Genomic DNA, 18816 nt, shown 5'->3' with positions numbered 1-18816 from the left:
TCGGGGATTAGTTGGCATGTCATCCAAAGACGATCCGCAGATTGCGGCATTACTCGGCGAAGCTGTTGATTCTGCGCTTTTTGCGCTGGATAGCGAGGGCCGGATTTCCAGCTGGAATAGCGGTGCAGAGCAGCTTTTCGGGCAATCTGCGGATACTGCGCTGTGGCAGCATTTTTCAATCTGTTTTACCAAAGAAGAACGCGCCAACGGCCTTGCCGACGCGATATTGGAGCAGGCGCGGGTCGCTGGCAGCTATCAGGAAAAGGCGCTGAAAATTTCGCGGGGCGACAAAGAGTGGCGCGCGAAATTCTATCTCCAGGCGGTCCATGATGAGCATGGCGAAGTCACCGGCTTTGGTGGAATCGCCCGAGATATTACCGCAGAATTTGCCGCCGAACAGCGGTTGATTGCGCAGCAACAGGCAGTGCATCAGCAAGAACGCCTCCGTGCGCTGGGCGTGTTGACGGGCGGCATTGCGCATGACTTCAACAATCTGCTGACCGTCGTTCGCGGTTCGGCCGAATTACTGCAGAGCGACACGCTTTCGCCTGAGCAGAAGGCAAAGCAGGTCGATGCGATTGTCGAGACTGCCGATCGCGCTGCCGAGCTCACCGGTCAGCTGCTCTCCTTTGCGCGGCAACAGCCGCTGCAGCCCGAGCGCATCGATCTCAACACTGTCGTCGCAGCCATTGCCGAGCGCCTGAAATCCGAACTCGGTGGCGGCATCAAGATTCTCAAGGCACCGGAATCCGCGCTCCACGATGTGCGCGTCGATCCCGCCCAGCTTGAAAATCTGGTGCTCAATGCTGCGACCAATGCCCGCGACGCCATGGACGGCGAGGGCACCATGACATTGGCGACGCGCAACGTAGAGGGCGCGAATGGTGAGGAAGTGTGTCTCTCGATCGCTGACACCGGTACCGGCATGACGCCAGATACGCTTCAACGTGCTTTCGATCCCTTCTTCACAACGAAGGATCCAGGTAAGGGAACGGGCCTTGGCCTGTCACAGGCCTATGGCTTTGCGGTCCAGTCCGGCGGTCGTCTCGATATCAGCAGCGAGCCTGGCCGCGGAACGACGCTCAGCCTTTACCTTCCGAAAGCCGATGTCGCTGTTCCCGGCGATAGTGCCGATATCGATCCGGCCCGCCATGATCTGCCGAATGGCACGCGGATCTTGTTGGTCGAAGACAGTCGAACAGTCGCGATTTTCGCGCAATCCCTGCTCGAAGATATGGGCTGCCATGTCGTCCACGCAGCCAATGCGGATGAGGCAATCTTGGCGCTCGAAGAGGAATCCGAAGAGTTCGACATCATCTTTTCCGATATCGTCATGCCGGGGCGGAGCGGGCTTGATCTCGCTGAAGAAGTGCGCAGCCAGAAGCCGGAACTGCCGATCCTGCTGGCCACCGGCTATAGCGAGGCGGCGGCGCGCGGCGAGGGCGGCGAATTCCCGATTCTGCCCAAACCCTATAAGCGGGACATGCTATCGGAGAAATTGTCGGAGACGATCAACGCGTTTCGAGCGGCAGCCTAGTCAGGCGATCGCCTCCAGGTCGAGCGGTCCGCTCGACAGGATTTCCAGCTTTCGATCATCAAGCGATTGGCCATGCAGCTTTTCATCGCGGGTGCGGATGAGGCCGGCAATCTGATCACGAAATACCGCAACCGCAGCGGTCAGCCAGCTGTTAACGAGCGGATCGCCAGGTGCATCGGTCACGTCGAACCGATCGAGCCGATCGATAATCGCGTTGCCTGCCATGAAATATTCGTTGGTGACCCAGCGATTGGTCGTGAACCAATGGGTCGGGATACCATCCAGATTGCAGGACAGCGCGACGAAATGGACGACCCTTGCCGGGGTCTTGCCCTCGGTTTTGGGTTTGGCTTCGGCTAGCGGTTCAATGCCGTCGAAATCGTCAAGCGGCAGGAACAGGTGGAAATGGCCATGTTCGCCGGGCTCGCGCTGTTCAGGCGGATGGGCATGATAGAACCAGCGCGATTTGGTCGCGGGGCTGACAGCGTCTTTTTCGGGATAATGCGTCCATTGCCGAAATTCGGCTTCCGGCGGAACGACGCGGGGTACCAGCGAAACGCCCTGCGACGCCATTTGCTCGGTAAGGGCAAATAGCGTCGCTTCGGGACTTTCGCCTAATAGGCTGCGCAACAGCCTTCGGCCGCCGCACAGCAGCCTTCCGCAGCAGCGGTTTCAGTGGCGGCGCAGCAGCCTTCAGCCGCCGCAGCGCAGCAACCTTCAGCCGCAGCACAGCAGCCTTCGCTGGCCGCATCGCAGCCATCATGGGCCGCGCAGCAGCCGCCTTCGGCTGCACAGCAACCTGCCGATCCTTCGGCCGCAGCGGCGCAGCATCGGGCTCCGCAGCTACAGGCTTGCAAGGCAGGCGCAGCCAGAGCCAGCCCGCCGGCGACGGCGAGCATGGAGGCGAGGCTACGTTTTTCAGTTTTTTCAGGCATGAGTATCTCCCAAGAGTTTAGTGGCCATCCGGGTTCGCCCTGAATCTGCAGCCGGTTACAAGAGACGGCAAGAAATTCGTCAACGGCCCAGCGCTGGGATGTGCGATACTATGTCCGCAAATGCCGACCTAGCGATCGACACCCTTTATCTTTCCCCATTGCCGGGCAGCGGTATAACCGAGATAGCCGGTGCCGAACAGCGCATATAGCGGCTCGGGGATTCCGGCGAGATAGGCGTTCATGCCGGCGGCGATATTCTGCGCCGCTTCAGGTCGAAAAGCGGCGAGCACGCCCATCGGCAGCGCCCAGAGCAGCAGAACATACATCACATAGAGAAAGCTTGGCCGCGCCCGGCTGGTCCAGGGGTCGGGCGATTGTGCTTCGGCAATGATTGCAGACAGCTGGGTCTGCAGCGTTTCCGCCGCCTGGCTGCCCTCCAGTTTGAGGAGCTCCAGCTTGGCGCGATCCCGTGCCTCGCGGTCCGGCAGGATACGATCGATGACGGTGCTGAGCGGGCCCAAAAGCCCGGAAATGATGGACATATCTATCTCCTTGGTAAAGTGATAGATACATAAATAACCTATTTGGATATCTGTAGGACAGCGCGGCGCGCACTGTGCGATACCCAATGATGCGATAAATCTGGGGACGAGATGGTCGGGGCGACTGGATTCGAACCAGCGACCTCCACACCCCCAGTATGATGCGCTACCTAGCTGCGCTACGCCCCGACCGAGGGGGCGCGCTGTAAATCCGATGACGGGGCAATGCAAGCGGTTCGCGAACCGCTATCGGCTCAATTGCCGAGAAAGGTCGTGAAACTCTCGATCGGCTCGCGATCCGTCCGGAAGCTGTTGATCGGCGCATCGGGATCATGATGGCCAAGGGCCAAGCCGCAATAGAGCATCTGTTCATCCGGTATGCCGAGCCAGGGCGCGACCGTGTCATGCAAGATTGCCCAGGCCTCCTGCGGGCAGGTGTCGAGGCCCTCTGCTTGCGCGGCGAGCATCAATGTCTGGATGAACATGCCGAGATGCGCCATCTGGCCATTGCCGACCGCAAGCGCGCGATCGATTGAAAAGAACATGCCAACCGGCGCATCGAAGAAGCGGAAGTTTGCCGCCATCTGTCCCATCCGGCCGGCCACATAGTCACGGGCAACGCCAGCTGCACCGAACATCTCTTCGGCATTGCGCAGGCGCCGCTCGGTATGCACGTCGCTCATTCCAGCCGGATAGATTTCAAACTCGGCCGCCCCAAGATCAACGCCATTGGCAATCGCCTTGAGCGCCACTGCCTTGAGTTCGTCCAGCTTGTCACCGGTCACGACATAGACGTTCCAGGGCTGCATATTGCTGCCCGAGGGTGAGCGGCTGGCCAGGGCCAATAACCGCTCAACTGTTTCGCGCGGAACCGGCGTGTCGAGAAAGGCGCGGCGGGACTGGCGCGCGTTGATCGCTTCGGATGCTGTCAGCTCGGCCATTATTCTAGTCGGCGCCCATCAGCGTCTTGCCGGCTTCGGCCGGATAGGCCTTGATACTGATGCCGAGAATTTTCGCGCTGCCCAGCGATTGGTTGAACGTCGCCATATGTGGGCTCTTGCCATGCGCATCGAGCGATGCCTGATCTTCCCAGACTTCGGCGATCCGCATGAGATTGGGATCTTCCATCGCCCGGCTGAAGGTATAGGCGATACACCCCTCTTCCTTGCGGGTTTCTTCCATCATCGTGATCGCGACATCATGCAGGCGATCCAGTTCGCCTTCATCCAAGCGAACCCATCCTTGAACGATAATCATAGCATCTCTCTCCATTTTTGATTTCGCGCTTGGTGCTAGCGCCCCGGAGCGCGGATGCAAATAAATTTGCCGCTGATGGATGGCAGTTGCGCAAAACGCACCTTAGATGATAGAGGCGCGCCACTTACTTGGAGCGTAACGATACGCTTCACCATCCAGCTTACAGGTCCGTACCATGTCCGCCACACCCGTTCTTGCCGCAGCCGCTCCATCTGGAGGCGCCGGCGCTTTCATCATTCAGCTCGTTCCACTCTTGCTGATCTTCGTGATCTTCTGGTTCCTGCTGATCCGTCCGCAACAAAAACGGATGAAGGATCATCGCGATATGATCACGGCCGTGAAAAAGGGCGATCGCGTGGTTACCGGCGGTGGCTTGCTCGGCAAGGTTACCAAGGTCAAAGATGATGAAGTCGAGATAGATCTCGGCGGCGGACAGAAAGTCACGGCATTGAAAGCCACCCTGTCCGATGTGCGCAATCCCGGCGCAGCCAACGATTAAGGCCATACGCACCCAATGAACGATTTCCCGACATGGAAGGTCTGGATGCTGACGGCATTGCTGGTCGTCGGCGTGCTGCTCGCTATTCCGAGCCTGTTGACCGATGCCCAGCGTGAGCAGATCCCCGATTTCCTCCCGCAACCCTCGATCAATCTCGGCCTCGATCTGTCGGGCGGCGTGCATATCCTGCTCGAAGCGCAGACCGAAGAATTTGAAGACCAGCGCCTCCAGACCATGTCGGATCGCATCGAAGATTCGATGGAAGATGATGGCCCGCTGATTGAAATTGGCAGCCTGTCCCGCAGTGGCGGTGAGGTCAGCTTCACGGTGCGCGACGAAGCGCAGCTCGACGATGCGATGGAGCGGGTTCGGGCGCTCACCCAGCCGGTTGGATTTACCGGTGAGCGCGATTTCAGTGTCGAGAATGAAGATTCGCTGCAGATCGTCGTGCGGCCAACCGAAACCGGCACCGCCGAAGCGGTCAATACAGCGGTGGAAACCGCAACCGAAGTTGTTCGGGCGCGTATCGATGAACTTGGCACCCGCGAACCAACGATCATTCGCCAGGGCAGCGAACGGATCGTGGTACAGGTCCCTGGCCTCGATAGTCCTGAATCGCTGATGAGCTTGCTTGGCCGAACGGCGTCGCTCGAATTTCGCATGGTGAACTATGATGCCGATCCGAATATGGCACTGGCCTGCCAGGCCCCGATCGGCAGTGAAGCCTTGCCCTATGCCAATCAGCAGGAAACGGCTGGCTGTGTGATCGTGCAACGCCGCGTGATGGTGTCCGGTGACCAGTTGGTGAATGCCCAGCAGGGTTTTGACCAGCGCACCGGCGAAGTGACGGTGAACCTCACCTTTGACGGACCGGGCGGCCGCGCCTTTGGCCGGGTGACGCAGGAAAATGTCGGTCGACCTTTTGCAATCATCCTTGATGGCGAAGTGCTGTCAGCACCGAATATCAACGAACCGATCCTCGGCGGTAATGCACAGATTACCGGCAGCTTCTCGGTCCAGTCGGCCAATGAGCTGGCGATTGCGTTGCGCTCGGGTCGCCTGCCGGTTGAACTGGCCGTGATCGAAGATCGCACCGTCGGCGCGGAAATCGGTGAAGAAGGTGTGCGGCTTGGCGGATTGGCCGGCATGATCGCGACGGTTGCCGTGATGACATTCATGTTCATCACCTATGGCCGCTTTGGCATCTATTCGAACATTGCCCTGGCGCTGAACCTGTTCCTCATCCTGGCAATCATGGCGATGCTGGATGCAACGCTAACGCTTCCAGGCATTGCCGGCTTTGTCCTGACGGTGGGTGCCGCAGTTGATGCGAACGTGCTGATCAATGAACGAATACGAGAAGAACAGAGACGCGGGCGCAAGATCATCGATGCGGTGCAGACTGGTTACAAGGAAGCCAGCCGTGCTATTTTCGATGCCAATATCACCAACTTTATCGGTGGCGCGCTGATGTTCTCATTCGGCTCCGGTCCGGTGCGCGGTTTCGCGGTCGTGCTGGTCGTCGGTATCATTACCTCGGTCTTTACCGCGGTTACCATCACCCGGATGATGGTATCGGTCTGGATCAAGAATAAGCGGCCCAAGGAGCTTGTGATCTGATGCGACTTCTCAAGCTTGTCCCCGACACGACGAACATCCAGTTCCTCAAATTTCGCAATATTGCGATTATCTTCTCGATCATCCTGACCGTGGCATCGATTACGCTGACCGCGACCCGCGGCCTGAATTTCGGCGTCGATTTCGCTGGCGGCCAGATGATCCAGGCCACCTTTGCCGACGATCTGGAGGCACCGGTTACAGAGCTGCGCGAAGATATTGCGGCGCTCGGCATCGAAGGTGCGTCGATCCAGCGGTTCGGTGATGAAAACCAGGTGTCCATCCGCATGCGCGTAACCGAGGGTGCGAATGACGATCCGGCGCTCGCCAATGAGGTGTCAACGCGCGTCACCCAGATGATGCAGGCCGAATATGAAGGGGTGCGGATCGATTCCGTCGATTCGGTATCGGGTAAAGTATCGGACGAGCTGTTCCGCGCCGGTGCACTGGCGCTGGGACTCGCGATGATCGCGATTGCGCTGTACATCTGGCTACGCTTTGAGTGGCAGTTCGGGGTGGGGGCGTTGTTCGCGCTGTTCCATGACGTCGCGCTGACCTTCGGTTTCTTTGCGCTCACCCAGCTGGAGTTCAATCTCAACATCGTCGCCGCGCTGCTGACAATCATCGGCTATTCGCTCAACGATACGATCGTTGTTTATGACCGGATCCGCGAAAATCTACGCAAATATCGCAAGATGGAGATTGTCCCGCTGCTCGATCTGTCGGTGAACGAAACGCTGGCCCGCACGGTGATGACGAGCTTGACCATGGCGATTGCACTGGTTGTGTTGATCTGGATTGGCCCGGATCTCCTGTTCGGCTTCACCACGGCGATGCTGTTGGGGATCTTCGTTGGTACCTATAGCTCGGTCTATATGGCGGCACCGATCCTCATCTGGCTCAAAGTCGGCCCGGATACGTTCGTGCCCGAAGAGACCGGTGGCGAGCAGAAGATCCATAAGGAGGGCTACGGCCGCTAATGGCCTCGCTTGAACGCGATACACCTGCTGCAGGGCCGGTGGTCACGGGATTCGCCGGCAATGCGTTCCGCCTCGATGAAGAGATAGTCGCGGGCGGCCTGTGGCTGACACCTGAATCGGCGCGGCCCTGGGATATTGCCGATATGGCCGATCTCAAGGTTGAGACGCTGGCGCCGTTGCTCGCCTTGGCGCCGAGCCCCGAATTTCTGCTGCTTGGCACCGGCGCGCGGCTCGAACGCCCATCACCTGCCTTTGTCAGCGCTGTGGAAGCGCTCGATATTGGTGTGGAGGCGATGGATAGCCGCGCCGCTGCGCGGGCCTGGGGGATGCTCCGCAGCGAAGATCGCTGGATTGTCGCAGCTCTCCTACCGATCGACTAGGGCGGAGAGATGGGCGAAGAGCTGTTCGCTATTCTGTTTCCATGAAAATTTGTCGACTGTGGCGCGCACGGCCTGTTGATCAGGGGGATCGGCGAGGATCGCGTTGATGGCGGTGGCGATGGCCGCTGGGTCGCTCGGGACAATCGCACCCGCTTCGGGCCGGTCCACCAGTTCCTTTGCGCCGCCGGCATCGCTGATCACGATCGGGGTACCGCAGGCCAGCGCCTCAACCCAGGCATTGGCCAGTCCTTCCGATACGGATGGGAGCGCCAGAACATCCGCCGTAGCCACCAGTTTTGCGACTTCGTCATGCGGCAGATTGCCCGGAAGATGGACGCGATCGGCGAGACCGAGTTGGTCCGCCAGGGTCGTCAGGCTGGAACGGTCCTCGCCTTCGCCGATGCACCATAGCTCAGCGTCCGGGATTTCTTTCAATGCGCGAATCACCAGGGACTGGCCTTTGCGCGGTATCAGCGCGCCGACCGTAACAATCATCGGGCCGGCAACATTGATTTCCTGTTTGGCCTTGCTCCTTTCGATCGGCTTGAATCGGTGCTTGTCGATGCCGGTATAATGGACGGCAATCTTCTCGCCCGGCATCCCAAGCGCCACCATGTCGGCCTTCAGCGCTTCGCTGACGGCCAGCAATCCGTTGGCCGCCTGACCGGCCGCCAGCACCTGTGAACCCGAACCCGGTCGAGCCCCCCAATAATGGATGTCTGCGCCGCGGGCCTTGACCGAGAAGGGCACATCGAACGCTTTGGCAATGCGCATGGCGGCGGGACCATCGGGGTAGAAAAATTCGGCATCGACAACGTCGAACGCAAAGCGTTCGCGGATCGTCTTGATCACCGGCCTTAGCGCCCTTGCGATTGCGGCAGGGGATCGCGATCCCCCGATTTTGGGGAGCACCCCAAAACGTGGCCGGTGGACAATGACATCCTTCCACAGCTCTTGCTCGGGAACATCGCGGAATTTTCGATAGCGCTCGTGCCGGCTAAGCGGCCAAATCGGGACCCCAATTGGGGCGACAACCTCCAGCTGGACATCATCCCGTGCCGCAAGCCCAAGCGTCTGACGCTCGACAAAACCGCCAAATGTCGGGCGCGCGGCGTCCGGGAACAGGGTGGCGAGGGTCAACACGCGAAGCATTGGCAAGCGCTATAGCCGAACATCGCGGGTTCGGAACCCTTTACAGCATCGTTGAATCTGTTCTCTTGGCGCGAGCGATCCGCTGCGCTAGAGGCTTGTCTCATGCGTATCCAGTCCCGCCCCGCGGCCATGTTGTTTGCCGCCATCGCTCTCGTCCCGCTTGCTTCATGTGCCGGTCCGAGCGCGCAAACCCGCGCCGACAACCAATATGTCGCCAGCGATGTGAACACCCTGTACAATCTCGCCAAGGACCGGCTCGACCGGAACCAATACGGGCTTGCAGCGGCGATCTTCTCCGAAGTCGAGCGCCAGCACCCCTATTCGCCCTGGGCGCGCCGTGCGCAGTTGATGGGGGCTTTCAGCAACTATCTTGATGGCGAATATCCCGAAGCGATTTCCGCGGCGCGACGCTTTCTCGCGATCCACCCAGGCAACCGGGATGCGCCTTACGCCTATTATCTGATTGCGATGAGCTATTATGAGCAGATCTCAGACGTCACCCGCGATCAATCGCTGACCCGCCAGGCGCAGGCTGCGCTGAACGAAGTCGTGCGGCGGTTCCCGGACAGCGTCTATGCGGCTGATGCCCGGCTGAAGCTGGACCTCGTTAACGATCATCTCGCCGGCAAGGAAATGGAAATCGGACGCTTTTACCAGCGCCGTCGGCAGTGGCTCGCGGCGACTGTCCGCTTCCGCAATGTCGTCGACAGTTTCGATACGACCACCCATGCACCCGAAGCGCTGATGCGTTTGACGGAAAGCTATCTGGCTCTGGGTATCGTTGAGGAGGCGCGCCGTGCCGCCGCCGTGCTCGGGAATAACTATCCTGAGTCGCGCTGGTACAACCGGGCCTATGAACTCATGCAACGCCATGGTGGCATTCCCGCTCCGGCAGCGGGCTAACACTTGGCGGCGATAGCCTCTGGCCTGATCAGCGAAAACCAGTAAGAGTCGGGTCATGCTGACCGGGCTTTCCATTCGCGATGTCGTGCTGATCGAAGCGCTGGACCTCAGCTTTTCGGACGGGCTTGGCGCGCTGACCGGTGAGACCGGGGCGGGTAAATCGATTCTCCTCGATGCGCTGGGACTAGCGCTCGGCGTGCGCGCGGATAGCGGGCTTGTGCGGCAAGGTGCTGAACGCGCGGTAGTCAGCGCCACCTTCGATATCCCGCCCAGCCACCCGGTTGGCGCATTGCTTACCGAGAGCGGCCTCGACGCTGAGCCTGGCGAACCGTTGATCGTGCGGCGGATCGTCAAGGCCGATGGCGGCAGCCGCGCCAGCGTCAATGATCAGCCCGTATCCGCTGCGCTCCTGCGGGAGATTGGCGGGTTGATGGTCGAGATTCACGGCCAGCATGACGATCGCGGGCTGCTCAATGCCAATGGCCATCGGGCGCTGCTCGACACGTTCGGTGGGATTGATCTTGCACCGCTTGCCGCCGCCTGGACTGATTGGCGCGCAGCCGAAGAGGCGCTGGCCGCCGCGCGCACGGAGGTCGAAGAGGCCGAGCGCGATCGTGAGTTTCTTGACTATGCCGTTGCTGAGCTGCGCCAATTGGCGCCGCAACCGGGTGAGGAGGCGGAGCTCGCCGAAAGCCGCGCGACCATGCAGAAGGGCGATCGGATTTCGGGCGATCTCTCTGAAATAGTCGAACTGCTCGACGGTTCGGAAGGCGGACTTGCCAAATTCCGCCAGGCCGCGCGTCGGGCCGATCGGATAGCCGGGGAGCATGAGGTGCTCGCTGAAGCACTGGCCGCCCTCGATCGCGCGCTGATCGAGGCGGACCTCGCCGAAGAGAAGCTCGCCGAAGCGGGACATATCCTCGCCTTTGATCCGGCCCGGCTCGATGAGGTGGAGAGACGCCTTTTCGACATCCGCGCACTCGCCCGCAAACACCGGGTGGAGCCTGATGCATTGTCGGAATTTGCCGTAGAAATGGCAGCGAAGCTCGAACGCATCGAAGCTGGCGGCGCGCATCTCGCGGCGCTGGAAACGGACGTTGCGGCAAAGAAGACGGCCTATGCGAAGGCTGCCAAATCCGTCCATGACAAGCGCACCAAGGCTGCCAAGGCGCTGGATACGGCCGTTGCCGCCGAACTTGCGCCGCTGAAGCTCGATGCCGCGCAACTGCGCACCGCGGTCGAACCACTCGACGAAGACCAATGGACGGCCCAAGGGCAGGATCGCGTGGCGTTCGAGATATCGACCAATCCGGGCGCGCCTTTTGGCCCGCTCGCCAAGATCGCCAGTGGCGGGGAGCTCTCCCGCTTCATCTTGGCGCTCAAGGTCGCGCTCGCCGAACAGGGCGGCGCGGCGACGATGATCTTCGACGAGATCGATCGCGGCGTTGGCGGGGCGGTTGCCAGCGCGATTGGCGAACGGCTGGCGCGTCTGGCCGAAGGCGCGCAATTGCTGGTGGTTACGCATAGCCCCCAGGTGGCCGCGCGCGCAGGCCATCAATGGCAAATCGCCAAAAGCTCCGACGGCCTCGTCACGCGTACGGGCGTGCAGCGTCTCGATGCGGAAGAACGCCGCGAGGAAATCGCCCGGATGCTGTCGGGGGCTGAGATTACCGATGAAGCCCGCGCACAGGCGGATCGGCTGCTCGAGGCGATGTGATGGTCAGATCGACAGTCATTAGCGCCTGTGGTTCGCCGCACCACCCCCTAACGTCCTCCCTTGAACGGGAGGGAGAATGATGGGGCAAGGTGCGATGGTCAGCGGATGCGGTATAGCCCCCTCCTCTTTAGAGGAGGGGGTTGGGGGTGGTGGCATGTCGCGAAAAACTCTGCTCGACCGAGCCGCCAAAATGCGTCGCGAGCCCACCGAACCAGAGCGCCGTCTCTGGATGGAGCTGCGCGGCAGCCGATTGCTCGGGCATAAATTCCGGCGCCAGGCAGTTATGGGAAACCGCATTGTCGACTTTTTCTGCCCGACCAAAGGACTCGCGGTTGAGATCGATGGCGATACGCATGATGCCGATCGAGACGCGGCAAGAGATGAGCGGTTGACCCGTGAAACCGGATTTCGCGTGGTCCGGTTCACAAATGCGGATGTCATGCGGAATATGGAAGGGGTCCTGATTGCGTTGAAGGCTGCGTTGCATGGGCAGGAAGATCGATGGACTGGGGAGCACCACCCCCTAACCCCCTCCTCTAAAGAGGAGGGGGGATGATGGACGAAGCCGATGTGGCGAATGAGCTGATGCGGTTGGCGAAAGAGATCGCCAAGCATAACCGGCTCTACCATGCCGAAGATTCGCCCGAGATATCGGATGCGGACTATGATGCGCTCATACGCCGCAATGCTGAGCTGGAAGAGCAGTTTCCGCATCTGGTGCGCGAGGATAGCCCGTCCAAGCTGGTCGGCGCGGTGATCGCCCATTCACCGCTCTCCAAAGTCCAGCATGAGCAGCGGCTCTATTCGCTCGACAATGGATTTTCCGACGAAGACATCGCCGAGTTCGCCGCGCGCGTGCGCCGCTATCTGAATCTGGCTGAAGACGAAGCCATTGCGATGACGGCCGAAGACAAGATTGACGGGCTGTCATTGTCGATCCGTTACGAGGATCGCAAGATGGCGCTGGCCGCGACCCGGGGCGATGGCCAGACCGGCGAGGATGTCACCGCCAATGCGCGGACAATCGCAGATATTCCGGACGAATTGCCCGAGGGCGCGCCCGATATCTTCGAGGTCCGCGGCGAGGTTTATATGTCGAAACAGGCCTTTGCCGATCTCAATGCGCGCCAGGCTGAACAAGACGCCAAACTCTATGCCAACCCGCGCAATGCGGCAGCCGGTTCGCTGCGCCAGCTCGATCCGGCGATCACTGAGAGCCGCAAGCTCAACTTTCTTGCCCATGGGTGGGGCGTTGCCAGTGCGGTTCCCGGCGAGACGCAGATGGCGGTGATGCAGGTGATTGCCGATTGGGGCATCCCGGTCTCGGACGACCTGAAACGCTGTGAGACGGTGGATGGCCTGTTGGGTCATTATCGGGCCATCGAAACCAAACGCGCTGACCTTGGCTATGATATCGATGGTGTCGTCTACAAGGTCGATCGGCTCGATTGGCAGCAGCGGCTCGGCTTTGTCGCCAAGGCGCCGCGCTGGGCGCTCGCGCATAAATTCCCGGCCGAGCGCGCCGAGACCGTGCTGGAGGATATCGATATCCAGGTCGGGCGCACCGGCAAGCTGACCCCGGTCGGGCGGTTGAAGCCGGTTACGGTCGGCGGTGTCGTGGTTTCCAATGTGACCCTGCACAATCGCGACGAGATTGAGCGGCTGGGTGTTCGTCCGGGCGACCGGGTGGTTGTCCAGCGTGCGGGCGATGTCATCCCGCAAGTTGTCGAAAACCTGACTCGCGACGAAAAGCGTGCGGCCTTTGATTTTCCCAATGCCTGTCCGGAATGTGCGTCCGAAGCGGTTGCCGAAGAGGGCGAGGTCGATGTGCGGTGCACGGGTGGGCTGATCTGTCCGGCCCAGCGCGTCCAGCGCCTGATCCATTTCGTCAGCCGGGTGGCGATGGATATCGACGGGTTGGGCGAGAAAAGCATTTCGGAATTTTATGATCTTGGCTGGCTCGACAAGGGCCCGGCCGATATTTTCCGCCTCCACACCAAACGCGAAGAACTGCTCGCGCGCGAAGGCTGGCAGGAAAAATCGGTCGATAATCTGTTCGCGGCGATCGAGGCGAAGCGCAATCCGGATGCGGCGCGGTTCCTGTTCGGCCTCGGCATTCGCCATATCGGCGCCGTGACCGCACGGGACCTGATGAAGGCCTTTGGGACGGTCGAGGCGTTGGAGGCGATCGCCATCCGCGCCCATGACGATGAAGAGGCTCAGGCAGAAATATCGGGCATTGATGGTATCGGGCCGACGGTTGTCCAGGCACTGACGGATTTCTTCCATGAGGCGCATAATCGGGATGCCTGGCACGATATGCTCGCGGAAATTTCGCCCGAGCCCTATGTTGTAGAAGTCACCGAGAGCGCGGTGTCGGGCAAGACGGTCGTATTCACCGGCAAGCTCGAAACGATGAGCCGCGACGAAGCCAAAGCCCAGGCAGAGCGGCTGGGCGCCAAGGCCTCCGGATCGGTCAGCGCCAAGACGGATTTGCTGGTGGCGGGTCCCGGAGCGGGATCTAAGCTCAAAAAGGCCGCCGATCTTGGCATTGAAGTCATCGACGAAGCCGGTTGGGCCGAGATTGTGGCACAGGCGGCAGACTAGGAGCGCGCGGTTCCGAAAACCCGGTCCTACAGGGCCGGTGCGTTGAACCAGCGCATGACGCCGGAGTTGAACGGCGTCCAGGCACCGATGCGTATGCCGGAGTCACGCAAGATCGCGCCGGTCCATTCGTTGCAGGTCCTGAAGGCCGTGTAGCGGCCATGGGCGGCATAAAAGGTATCGGCCGGGCCATAGGAACCCGCAGGTTGCGATGCGCCGCTCTCGTCAAGCGCGAATTGGGCGCGGATCGCGCCGGCAATCTCGCGATACTGGTCAGCGGTTACCCGGATTGCCCGGAGATCTTCGGCGGCATTGGGGGCTGCGATGTGATCGACATGGACCAGGCTGGCTTCACTGCCGAACAGCGCGGCGAACGCGGTTGAGAGGCGCAGATCACCCCAGGTCGGGGTCTCGAGATAGAATTGGCGATCGCCCCAGCCGAACAACAGGTGATCGCTTGCATAGCGGGGATCGCTCAGATGCTCTGGACGGATCAGATCACTCCAATCGGCGATTTCATTGCGGCGCGGCAGGACGAGACCAGTATGGATGCCATTGTCATGGACATAGAGGGTGATGCCGGTTTCCGGCTCGCGCCAATCATTATTGACCGGGATCAGCGATCCGCCAATGCCCGCTACCGGGTAGAACAGGGCGATCAGGGCGAGGATCGCCAGAAAACGTCCGATATTACGCAAAGCACGCTTCATCGCCCTCATCCTGCCGGTTTTGACCTCGATCATTCCTTCTTTTACGCCTTTGATGCTATACGGATCGCATGACAGCCGAAACACATGTTTTTGAACGCCCGCCAGAGGGCGCTGCCGAGGATTGGTCGATCCCGCAGGATTGGGACGCCTATACCACGGAAGATCACGAAACCTGGGATATCCTGTTCAAACGCCAGGTTCAGCAGCTACCGGGCCGCGCAAGCCAGGCCTTTCTGGACGGGATCGATGTGCTCAACCTCTCCAAGCCCGGCATTCCCGATTTTATCGAGCTGTCCGAGCGGTTGATGGACGCCACGGGCTGGAAGGTGATTGCCGTACCGGGGCTGGTTCCTGACGATGTTTTCTTTGACCATCTGGCCAATCGCCGCTTTGTCGCGGGGAATTTCATCCGGCGGCGCGAACAGCTCGATTATCTGCAGGAGCCCGATGTCTTTCATGACGTGTTTGGCCATGTGCCGATGCTCGCGAACCCGGTATTTGCTGATTATATGGCGGCCTATGGCCGGGGCGGCCTTCGGGCGCTCAAATATGACAGCCTGGATCATCTGGCCCGGCTCTATTGGTATACCGTCGAGTTCGGCCTGATCGAGGAAGCAGACGGACTGCGCATCTATGGTTCAGGGATCGTGTCCAGCCATGGCGAAAGCGTCTTCTCGCTCGACGATCCGAGCCCGAACCGGATTGGTTTCGACATGAAGCGAGTGATGCAGACCAATTACCGGATCGATGATTTCCAGCAGGTTTATTTTGTCATTCCGAGTTATGAGGAATTGCTGCGGGTAACGGTCGAGACGGATTTCGCACCGCTCTACAAGGAACTCGAGACAAGCTGCGATTACGCGCCCGACGATATTGCCGAAGGCGACCGGGTGATTACCCGCGGGACGCAGGCCTATGCCCGCGAACGCGCCGCCGCTTCTCCAGCCTGAGAATAGACCATTCGCCGCGCTCGAGCCGCTCGGCGAGCCGGAAATGCTGGCGTCGATAAGCGGCGATGACCGCATCGGCCTGGGTCTCAAGAAGGCCGGCAAGAATGAGCGTTCCACCGGGTGCAACCGCGCTGCCAAAGGGTGGTGCGAGATCAATGAGTGGTCCGGCGAGTATATTGGCGATCAGGAGGTCATAGGGCGCGCGGGCGCGCAAGCGGCGGTGAACAAGACCGGCTGCTGTGACCAACTCCAGTCGCCCCGGCCCATTGCCGAGTGCTATGTCGTTGATCGCTGCATTCTGCTCGGACACTTCAATCGCGAGCGGATCGATATCGGAGGCAATGGCGCGCGCCTGCGGCCAGATGGCGAGCGCTGCAAAGGCGAGGAGGCCTGTGCCGGTCCCGATATCGGCAAAGTTGCGATAGCGTCGACCGGTCGATTTCAATCGATCGAGCAGCGCAAGGCAGCCAGCGGTCGTTTCATGGTGGCCGGTGCCGAACGCCTGTCCCGCATCGATCTCGAACGTAGTCGCGCCCTCGGGCACTTCGTCGCGATGGATCGGGGTGTGGACGAAGAAGCGGCCCTCATGGATCGGCTCGAGACCAGCCTGGCTGAGGGCTACCCAATCTTCATCGCCGAGCCGGGTGATGACGGGTTCATGGCCGGCAGCACTGGGAACCAGATGGATGGCGGTCGCAATGGTGTCGGCGGCCGGTTCGTCTTCGAAATAGATATCGAGCTGCCATTCATCGGGTCGGGCGGGATCAATCTCGCTGGTCATCAGAACCGGCACCGGTTCCATAAGCGCGAAGGGCGCAATGTCTTCCTTGAGAATATCCGCTTCGGCGCGGGTGCAGGGCAGGGTCAGCTTCCAGCTATCGGACAAAGCTGGCCCCGTTAATGTCGAGCACTGCGCCGGTCATTGATGGCGGGGCGTCAAGCGCGCAAAAGCGAATCGTCTCGGCAACTTCTTCCGGGCTCGCCACGCGACCCAATGGAATGTCGCGTAGCAGCTGCTCACCGCCGCGGCTCTGGAGATAGTCTTCCGCCATGCCGGTCATGGTGAAACCCGGACAGATGGCAAAGGCGAGGATATTCTCAGCCGCATAGGCGCGGGCGATCGTCTTGGTCATCGCCACCATGCCGCCCTTGGACGCCGCATAGTGCCAATGGTTCGGGCTGTCGCCGCGATAGGCCGCGCGACTGGCAATATTGATGATCCGTCCGCCGCCATTTTCTTGGAAATGGCGCACAGCGAGGCGGCAGAGTTCGGCCGATGCGGTGAGGTTGATGCGCATCGTGCGCTCGAAGTCGCTCCGCCAGGCGTCATCGTCCTGGTCGATGGGCGAGGCTTCGAAAACGCCTGCATTGTTGATGAGGACATCGATCCGTCCATCGAGCAGGTCGAGCGCGTCCGACCATGCCCGGGACGCGGCACCGGGTTCGTCAAAATCCGCCGCGATCGTCACATGTTCGCCGGTCTGGGTCGCATGACAGGCAAGCTTGGTGTTGGGCGTGTCGAGCGCGGTGGCAGCGGCCTTGCCGATGCCTCGCCGTGCACCAGTGATCAGGATATGCGTATCGTTGTCCATCCGCCTTGGATAGGCGGACTGGCGGGTGAACGAAAGCGCTTAGCCGTCGGCCATTCGGCGGACGAATTCGCCAGCAGCGCCGGTCAGCTTTTGCAGGTGACCGTCCACACCGTGAAATCCGTCGGATACGCGCGTGATATCTGCCGAGACACTTTCACTATCCTCGCGGATCGCGGCGATCGTGCCCGACATGGAGTCAGCGGCAAGCGCTGTCTCGTCGACCGCGGCCGTGATCGTCGTGACCGTTTGGGCCTGTTGCTCCATCGCCGTCCGGATCCGGGTGGCAGAGGCCTGGACTTCGCTCACCGTGGCGCGGATCGATTCATTCGTCTCGACCGTCTGGGCCGTGGCGGACTGAATTGCGGCGATCTTGTTGGCGATATCGTCGGTTGCCTGGGCGGTTTGGTTGGCAAGCGTCTTCACCTCCTGGGCGACCACCGCAAAACCGCGACCGGCATCACCGGCGCGCGCCGCTTCAATCGTCGCATTGAGCGCCAGGAGGTTGGTCTGTCCGGCAACGTCGCGGATCAGGCCGAGAATGGATTCGATCGACACTGTGTGATCGGACAGGGCTTCGCTGACGCGCACGGCTTCCTGCGCTTGTTCAGAAGCCCGGGTCGCAACATCTGCGGATGTTTCGACTTCGCTGCGCGCTTCTTCGATCGCGCGGATAAGGCCGGCTGCGGTCTGTGCCGCTTCGCGCATGGCGAGCGCGGACTGTTCAGCCGCCGCAGCAACTTCGGAGGCCTTGCCAAGCATGCCATTCACCGATCGCGATGCATCGTTGGTGTTAGCGATCACCGACTGGCTGTCGGTGGTGGCGTCATTGACCGTCTTCTCGATCATTTCGCGGAAAAGCTCGGTGCTTTCCTGGCGTTTCGCTTCCTGTTCGGCGAACAGCAATTTGGTGATGAACGAGGATGTGATCTCGAGCTCCAGTGCGGAAAACTGGAAATGGGCCTTGGACAAAGCGAGCCGTTCATCGCGATCACCCTCGGTGGCGTCATCGATGATCTTGAGTACCGTCTGGTTGACCAGCGAAAGCGCCGCATAAAGCTCCTTGGGCGAGATACCGGCGGCAAGAATACGTTCGGCATGTTTGCGGGCAATTTCGGTCCAGCGAACGTCCATCGGCCGATTGAGCTTTTCGATGCTATATTCGGTGGAATAGATGATCGCTTTGTCGAGCTGCTCCGGGCTCATCGCCTTTAGCGAGGGGTTCAGTTCGATAAACCGGTCCCAAAACTCGGTCGCAAGCTGGCGTTCATGGCCATTGACCAGTTCGCCAATTCGCTTGACCTTATCTTCAAGGCTGCCGTCATGATCGAAAACGGCAATATGATCCTGGATACCCATTAAGCCTCCGCCCACGCTGTAAATCTGCGAGTTCAGGCCTAAAACAGATTGGTTAAGGCCACGTTAGCTTTGTGCATCCTGTTCG

Annotated in this window: 20 protein-coding genes and 1 tRNA gene; 10 read left to right on the top strand and 11 right to left on the bottom strand. The window is 60.4% G+C overall.

Going from position 1 to position 18816, the window contains the following annotated elements:
* Positions 1 to 16: 16 nt before the first annotated feature.
* Positions 17 to 1537 carry a PAS domain-containing sensor histidine kinase gene (locus HFP51_RS08545; RefSeq protein ID WP_176875328.1) on the top strand — a complete coding sequence of 507 codons (1521 nt, stop codon included), beginning with the start codon at positions 17 to 19 and terminating at the stop codon, positions 1535 to 1537.
* Here the strand turns inward: HFP51_RS08545 and HFP51_RS08540 are convergent, their stop codons facing one another.
* From HFP51_RS08540 to HFP51_RS08515, 6 genes are all read right to left on the bottom strand, one after another.
* On the bottom strand, positions 1538 to 2167 hold the full coding sequence (locus tag HFP51_RS08540) for a hypothetical protein (RefSeq protein ID WP_176875327.1): 630 nt from the start codon (positions 2165 to 2167) through the stop codon (positions 1538 to 1540).
* Positions 2152 to 2472 carry a hypothetical protein gene (locus HFP51_RS08535; protein WP_176875326.1) on the bottom strand — a complete coding sequence of 107 codons (321 nt, stop codon included), beginning with the start codon at positions 2470 to 2472 and terminating at the stop codon, positions 2152 to 2154. Before HFP51_RS08535 ends, HFP51_RS08540 begins: the two co-directional genes overlap by 16 nt.
* 128 nt (positions 2473 to 2600) lie before the next feature.
* On the bottom strand, positions 2601 to 3014 hold the full coding sequence (locus HFP51_RS08530; protein ID WP_176875325.1) for a holin family protein: 414 nt from the start codon (positions 3012 to 3014) through the stop codon (positions 2601 to 2603).
* A gap of 112 nt (positions 3015 to 3126) precedes the next feature.
* Positions 3127 to 3203, bottom strand: a tRNA-Pro gene (locus tag HFP51_RS08525).
* 65 nt (positions 3204 to 3268) lie between these two features.
* Positions 3269 to 3955 (bottom strand): nitroreductase, encoded by a 687-nt coding sequence (locus HFP51_RS08520; protein WP_218135288.1) that lies wholly within the window; start codon positions 3953 to 3955, stop codon positions 3269 to 3271.
* Positions 3956 to 3959: 4 nt separating this feature from the next.
* Positions 3960 to 4271, bottom strand: a complete 312-nt coding sequence (locus tag HFP51_RS08515; RefSeq protein WP_176875324.1) for a putative quinol monooxygenase — start codon at positions 4269 to 4271, stop codon at positions 3960 to 3962.
* 175 nt (positions 4272 to 4446) lie between these two features.
* Here HFP51_RS08515 and yajC point away from each other — a divergent pair, with 175 nt between their 5' ends.
* Genes yajC through HFP51_RS08495 form a run of 4 tightly spaced genes read left to right on the top strand, consistent with a single transcriptional unit; the run spans position 4447 to position 7747 of the window.
* Entirely contained in the window at positions 4447 to 4770 is a 324-nt protein-coding gene (gene yajC / locus HFP51_RS08510) for a preprotein translocase subunit YajC (protein ID WP_176875323.1), read from the top strand.
* A 15-nt stretch (positions 4771 to 4785) separates the two neighbouring features.
* Positions 4786 to 6390 carry a protein translocase subunit SecD gene (gene secD / locus HFP51_RS08505; RefSeq protein WP_176875322.1) on the top strand — a complete coding sequence of 535 codons (1605 nt, stop codon included), beginning with the start codon at positions 4786 to 4788 and terminating at the stop codon, positions 6388 to 6390.
* Positions 6390 to 7367 carry a protein translocase subunit SecF gene (secF, locus tag HFP51_RS08500; RefSeq protein WP_176875321.1) on the top strand — a complete coding sequence of 326 codons (978 nt, stop codon included), beginning with the start codon at positions 6390 to 6392 and terminating at the stop codon, positions 7365 to 7367. Before secD ends, secF begins: the two co-directional genes overlap by 1 nt.
* Positions 7367 to 7747 carry an Mth938-like domain-containing protein gene (locus tag HFP51_RS08495; protein ID WP_176875320.1) on the top strand — a complete coding sequence of 127 codons (381 nt, stop codon included), beginning with the start codon at positions 7367 to 7369 and terminating at the stop codon, positions 7745 to 7747. Before secF ends, HFP51_RS08495 begins: the two co-directional genes overlap by 1 nt.
* Here the strand turns inward: HFP51_RS08495 and HFP51_RS08490 are convergent.
* Positions 7733 to 8899, bottom strand: coding sequence for a glycosyltransferase (locus tag HFP51_RS08490; protein ID WP_176875319.1), 1167 nt, complete (start codon positions 8897 to 8899; stop codon positions 7733 to 7735). The genes HFP51_RS08495 and HFP51_RS08490 overlap by 15 nt on opposite strands.
* Positions 8900 to 9001: 102 nt before the next feature.
* On the opposite strand from HFP51_RS08490, the gene HFP51_RS08485 reads away from it, so the two are divergent.
* The 4 genes from HFP51_RS08485 to ligA all read left to right on the top strand — a co-directional run bounded on the left by HFP51_RS08485 (position 9002) and on the right by ligA (position 14126).
* The gene (locus HFP51_RS08485) at positions 9002 to 9802 is read left to right on the top strand and encodes an outer membrane protein assembly factor BamD (protein ID WP_176875318.1); all 801 of its coding nucleotides are present in this window, start codon (positions 9002 to 9004) and stop codon (positions 9800 to 9802) included.
* Positions 9803 to 9857: 55 nt separating this feature from the next.
* Positions 9858 to 11519, top strand: coding sequence for a DNA repair protein RecN (gene recN, locus HFP51_RS08480; RefSeq protein ID WP_176875317.1), 1662 nt, complete (start codon positions 9858 to 9860; stop codon positions 11517 to 11519).
* Positions 11520 to 11595: 76 nt separating this feature from the next.
* A complete protein-coding gene (locus HFP51_RS08475) occupies positions 11596 to 12075 on the top strand; it encodes an endonuclease domain-containing protein (RefSeq protein ID WP_370462908.1) in 480 nt (159 codons plus the stop codon).
* Positions 12072 to 14126: an NAD-dependent DNA ligase LigA gene (gene ligA / locus HFP51_RS08470; RefSeq protein WP_176875316.1), complete on the top strand. Its 2055-nt coding sequence runs from the start codon at positions 12072 to 12074 to the stop codon at positions 14124 to 14126. The genes HFP51_RS08475 and ligA overlap by 4 nt, the downstream gene beginning before the upstream one ends.
* Positions 14127 to 14152: 26 nt before the next feature.
* Here the strand turns inward: ligA and HFP51_RS08465 are convergent, their stop codons facing one another.
* Positions 14153 to 14833, bottom strand: coding sequence for a TIGR02117 family protein (locus tag HFP51_RS08465; RefSeq protein ID WP_176875315.1), 681 nt, complete (start codon positions 14831 to 14833; stop codon positions 14153 to 14155).
* Positions 14834 to 14901: 68 nt separating this feature from the next.
* Here HFP51_RS08465 and phhA point away from each other — a divergent pair, with 68 nt between their 5' ends.
* Entirely contained in the window at positions 14902 to 15783 is an 882-nt protein-coding gene (phhA, locus tag HFP51_RS08460) for a phenylalanine 4-monooxygenase (RefSeq protein ID WP_176875314.1), read from the top strand.
* Here phhA and HFP51_RS08455 read toward each other — a convergent pair.
* From HFP51_RS08455 to HFP51_RS08445, 3 genes are read right to left on the bottom strand one after another with little or no spacing between them, the layout of a single operon-like run.
* The gene (locus HFP51_RS08455; RefSeq protein WP_255454613.1) at positions 15728 to 16669 is read right to left on the bottom strand and encodes a 50S ribosomal protein L11 methyltransferase; all 942 of its coding nucleotides are present in this window, start codon (positions 16667 to 16669) and stop codon (positions 15728 to 15730) included. The two genes, phhA and HFP51_RS08455, sit on opposite strands and share 56 nt — an antisense overlap.
* Positions 16659 to 17375: an SDR family NAD(P)-dependent oxidoreductase gene (locus HFP51_RS08450; protein ID WP_176875313.1), complete on the bottom strand. Its 717-nt coding sequence runs from the start codon at positions 17373 to 17375 to the stop codon at positions 16659 to 16661. The genes HFP51_RS08455 and HFP51_RS08450 overlap by 11 nt, the downstream gene beginning before the upstream one ends.
* A 39-nt stretch (positions 17376 to 17414) precedes the next feature.
* Positions 17415 to 18731 carry a methyl-accepting chemotaxis protein gene (locus tag HFP51_RS08445; protein WP_176875312.1) on the bottom strand — a complete coding sequence of 439 codons (1317 nt, stop codon included), beginning with the start codon at positions 18729 to 18731 and terminating at the stop codon, positions 17415 to 17417.
* Between the last annotated feature and the right edge of the window lie 85 nt (positions 18732 to 18816).

The sequence above is a fragment of the Parasphingopyxis sp. CP4 genome (genome assembly GCF_013378055.1).
Classification (GTDB): domain Bacteria; phylum Pseudomonadota; class Alphaproteobacteria; order Sphingomonadales; family Sphingomonadaceae; genus Parasphingopyxis.
Note: the sequence above shows the minus strand (reverse complement) of the source record. Positions and strands in the feature narration are given on the sequence as shown.

Excerpts from the sequence above, each read along its gene's own strand:
- HFP51_RS08495 (WP_176875320.1), top strand. The coding sequence starts at position 7,367 with ATGGCCTCGCTTGAACGCGATACACCTGCTGCAGGGCCGGTGGTCACG.
- HFP51_RS08520 (WP_218135288.1), bottom strand. The coding sequence starts at position 3,955 with ATGGCCGAGCTGACAGCATCCGAAGCGATCAACGCGCGCCAGTCCCGC.
- phhA (WP_176875314.1), top strand. The coding sequence starts at position 14,902 with ATGACAGCCGAAACACATGTTTTTGAACGCCCGCCAGAGGGCGCTGCC.
- HFP51_RS08450 (WP_176875313.1), bottom strand. The coding sequence starts at position 17,375 with ATGGACAACGATACGCATATCCTGATCACTGGTGCACGGCGAGGCATC.
- HFP51_RS08490 (WP_176875319.1), bottom strand. The coding sequence starts at position 8,899 with ATGCTTCGCGTGTTGACCCTCGCCACCCTGTTCCCGGACGCCGCGCGC.
- HFP51_RS08530 (WP_176875325.1), bottom strand. The coding sequence starts at position 3,014 with ATGTCCATCATTTCCGGGCTTTTGGGCCCGCTCAGCACCGTCATCGAT.
- recN (WP_176875317.1), top strand. The coding sequence starts at position 9,858 with ATGCTGACCGGGCTTTCCATTCGCGATGTCGTGCTGATCGAAGCGCTG.
- HFP51_RS08545 (WP_176875328.1), top strand. The coding sequence starts at position 17 with ATGTCATCCAAAGACGATCCGCAGATTGCGGCATTACTCGGCGAAGCT.
- HFP51_RS08515 (WP_176875324.1), bottom strand. The coding sequence starts at position 4,271 with ATGATTATCGTTCAAGGATGGGTTCGCTTGGATGAAGGCGAACTGGAT.
- HFP51_RS08475 (WP_370462908.1), top strand. The coding sequence starts at position 11,596 with ATGATGGGGCAAGGTGCGATGGTCAGCGGATGCGGTATAGCCCCCTCC.
- yajC (WP_176875323.1), top strand. The coding sequence starts at position 4,447 with ATGTCCGCCACACCCGTTCTTGCCGCAGCCGCTCCATCTGGAGGCGCC.
- secD (WP_176875322.1), top strand. The coding sequence starts at position 4,786 with ATGAACGATTTCCCGACATGGAAGGTCTGGATGCTGACGGCATTGCTG.
- HFP51_RS08535 (WP_176875326.1), bottom strand. The coding sequence starts at position 2,472 with ATGCCTGAAAAAACTGAAAAACGTAGCCTCGCCTCCATGCTCGCCGTC.
- ligA (WP_176875316.1), top strand. The coding sequence starts at position 12,072 with ATGATGGACGAAGCCGATGTGGCGAATGAGCTGATGCGGTTGGCGAAA.
- secF (WP_176875321.1), top strand. The coding sequence starts at position 6,390 with ATGCGACTTCTCAAGCTTGTCCCCGACACGACGAACATCCAGTTCCTC.
- HFP51_RS08485 (WP_176875318.1), top strand. The coding sequence starts at position 9,002 with ATGCGTATCCAGTCCCGCCCCGCGGCCATGTTGTTTGCCGCCATCGCT.
- HFP51_RS08445 (WP_176875312.1), bottom strand. The coding sequence starts at position 18,731 with ATGGGTATCCAGGATCATATTGCCGTTTTCGATCATGACGGCAGCCTT.
- HFP51_RS08465 (WP_176875315.1), bottom strand. The coding sequence starts at position 14,833 with ATGAAGCGTGCTTTGCGTAATATCGGACGTTTTCTGGCGATCCTCGCC.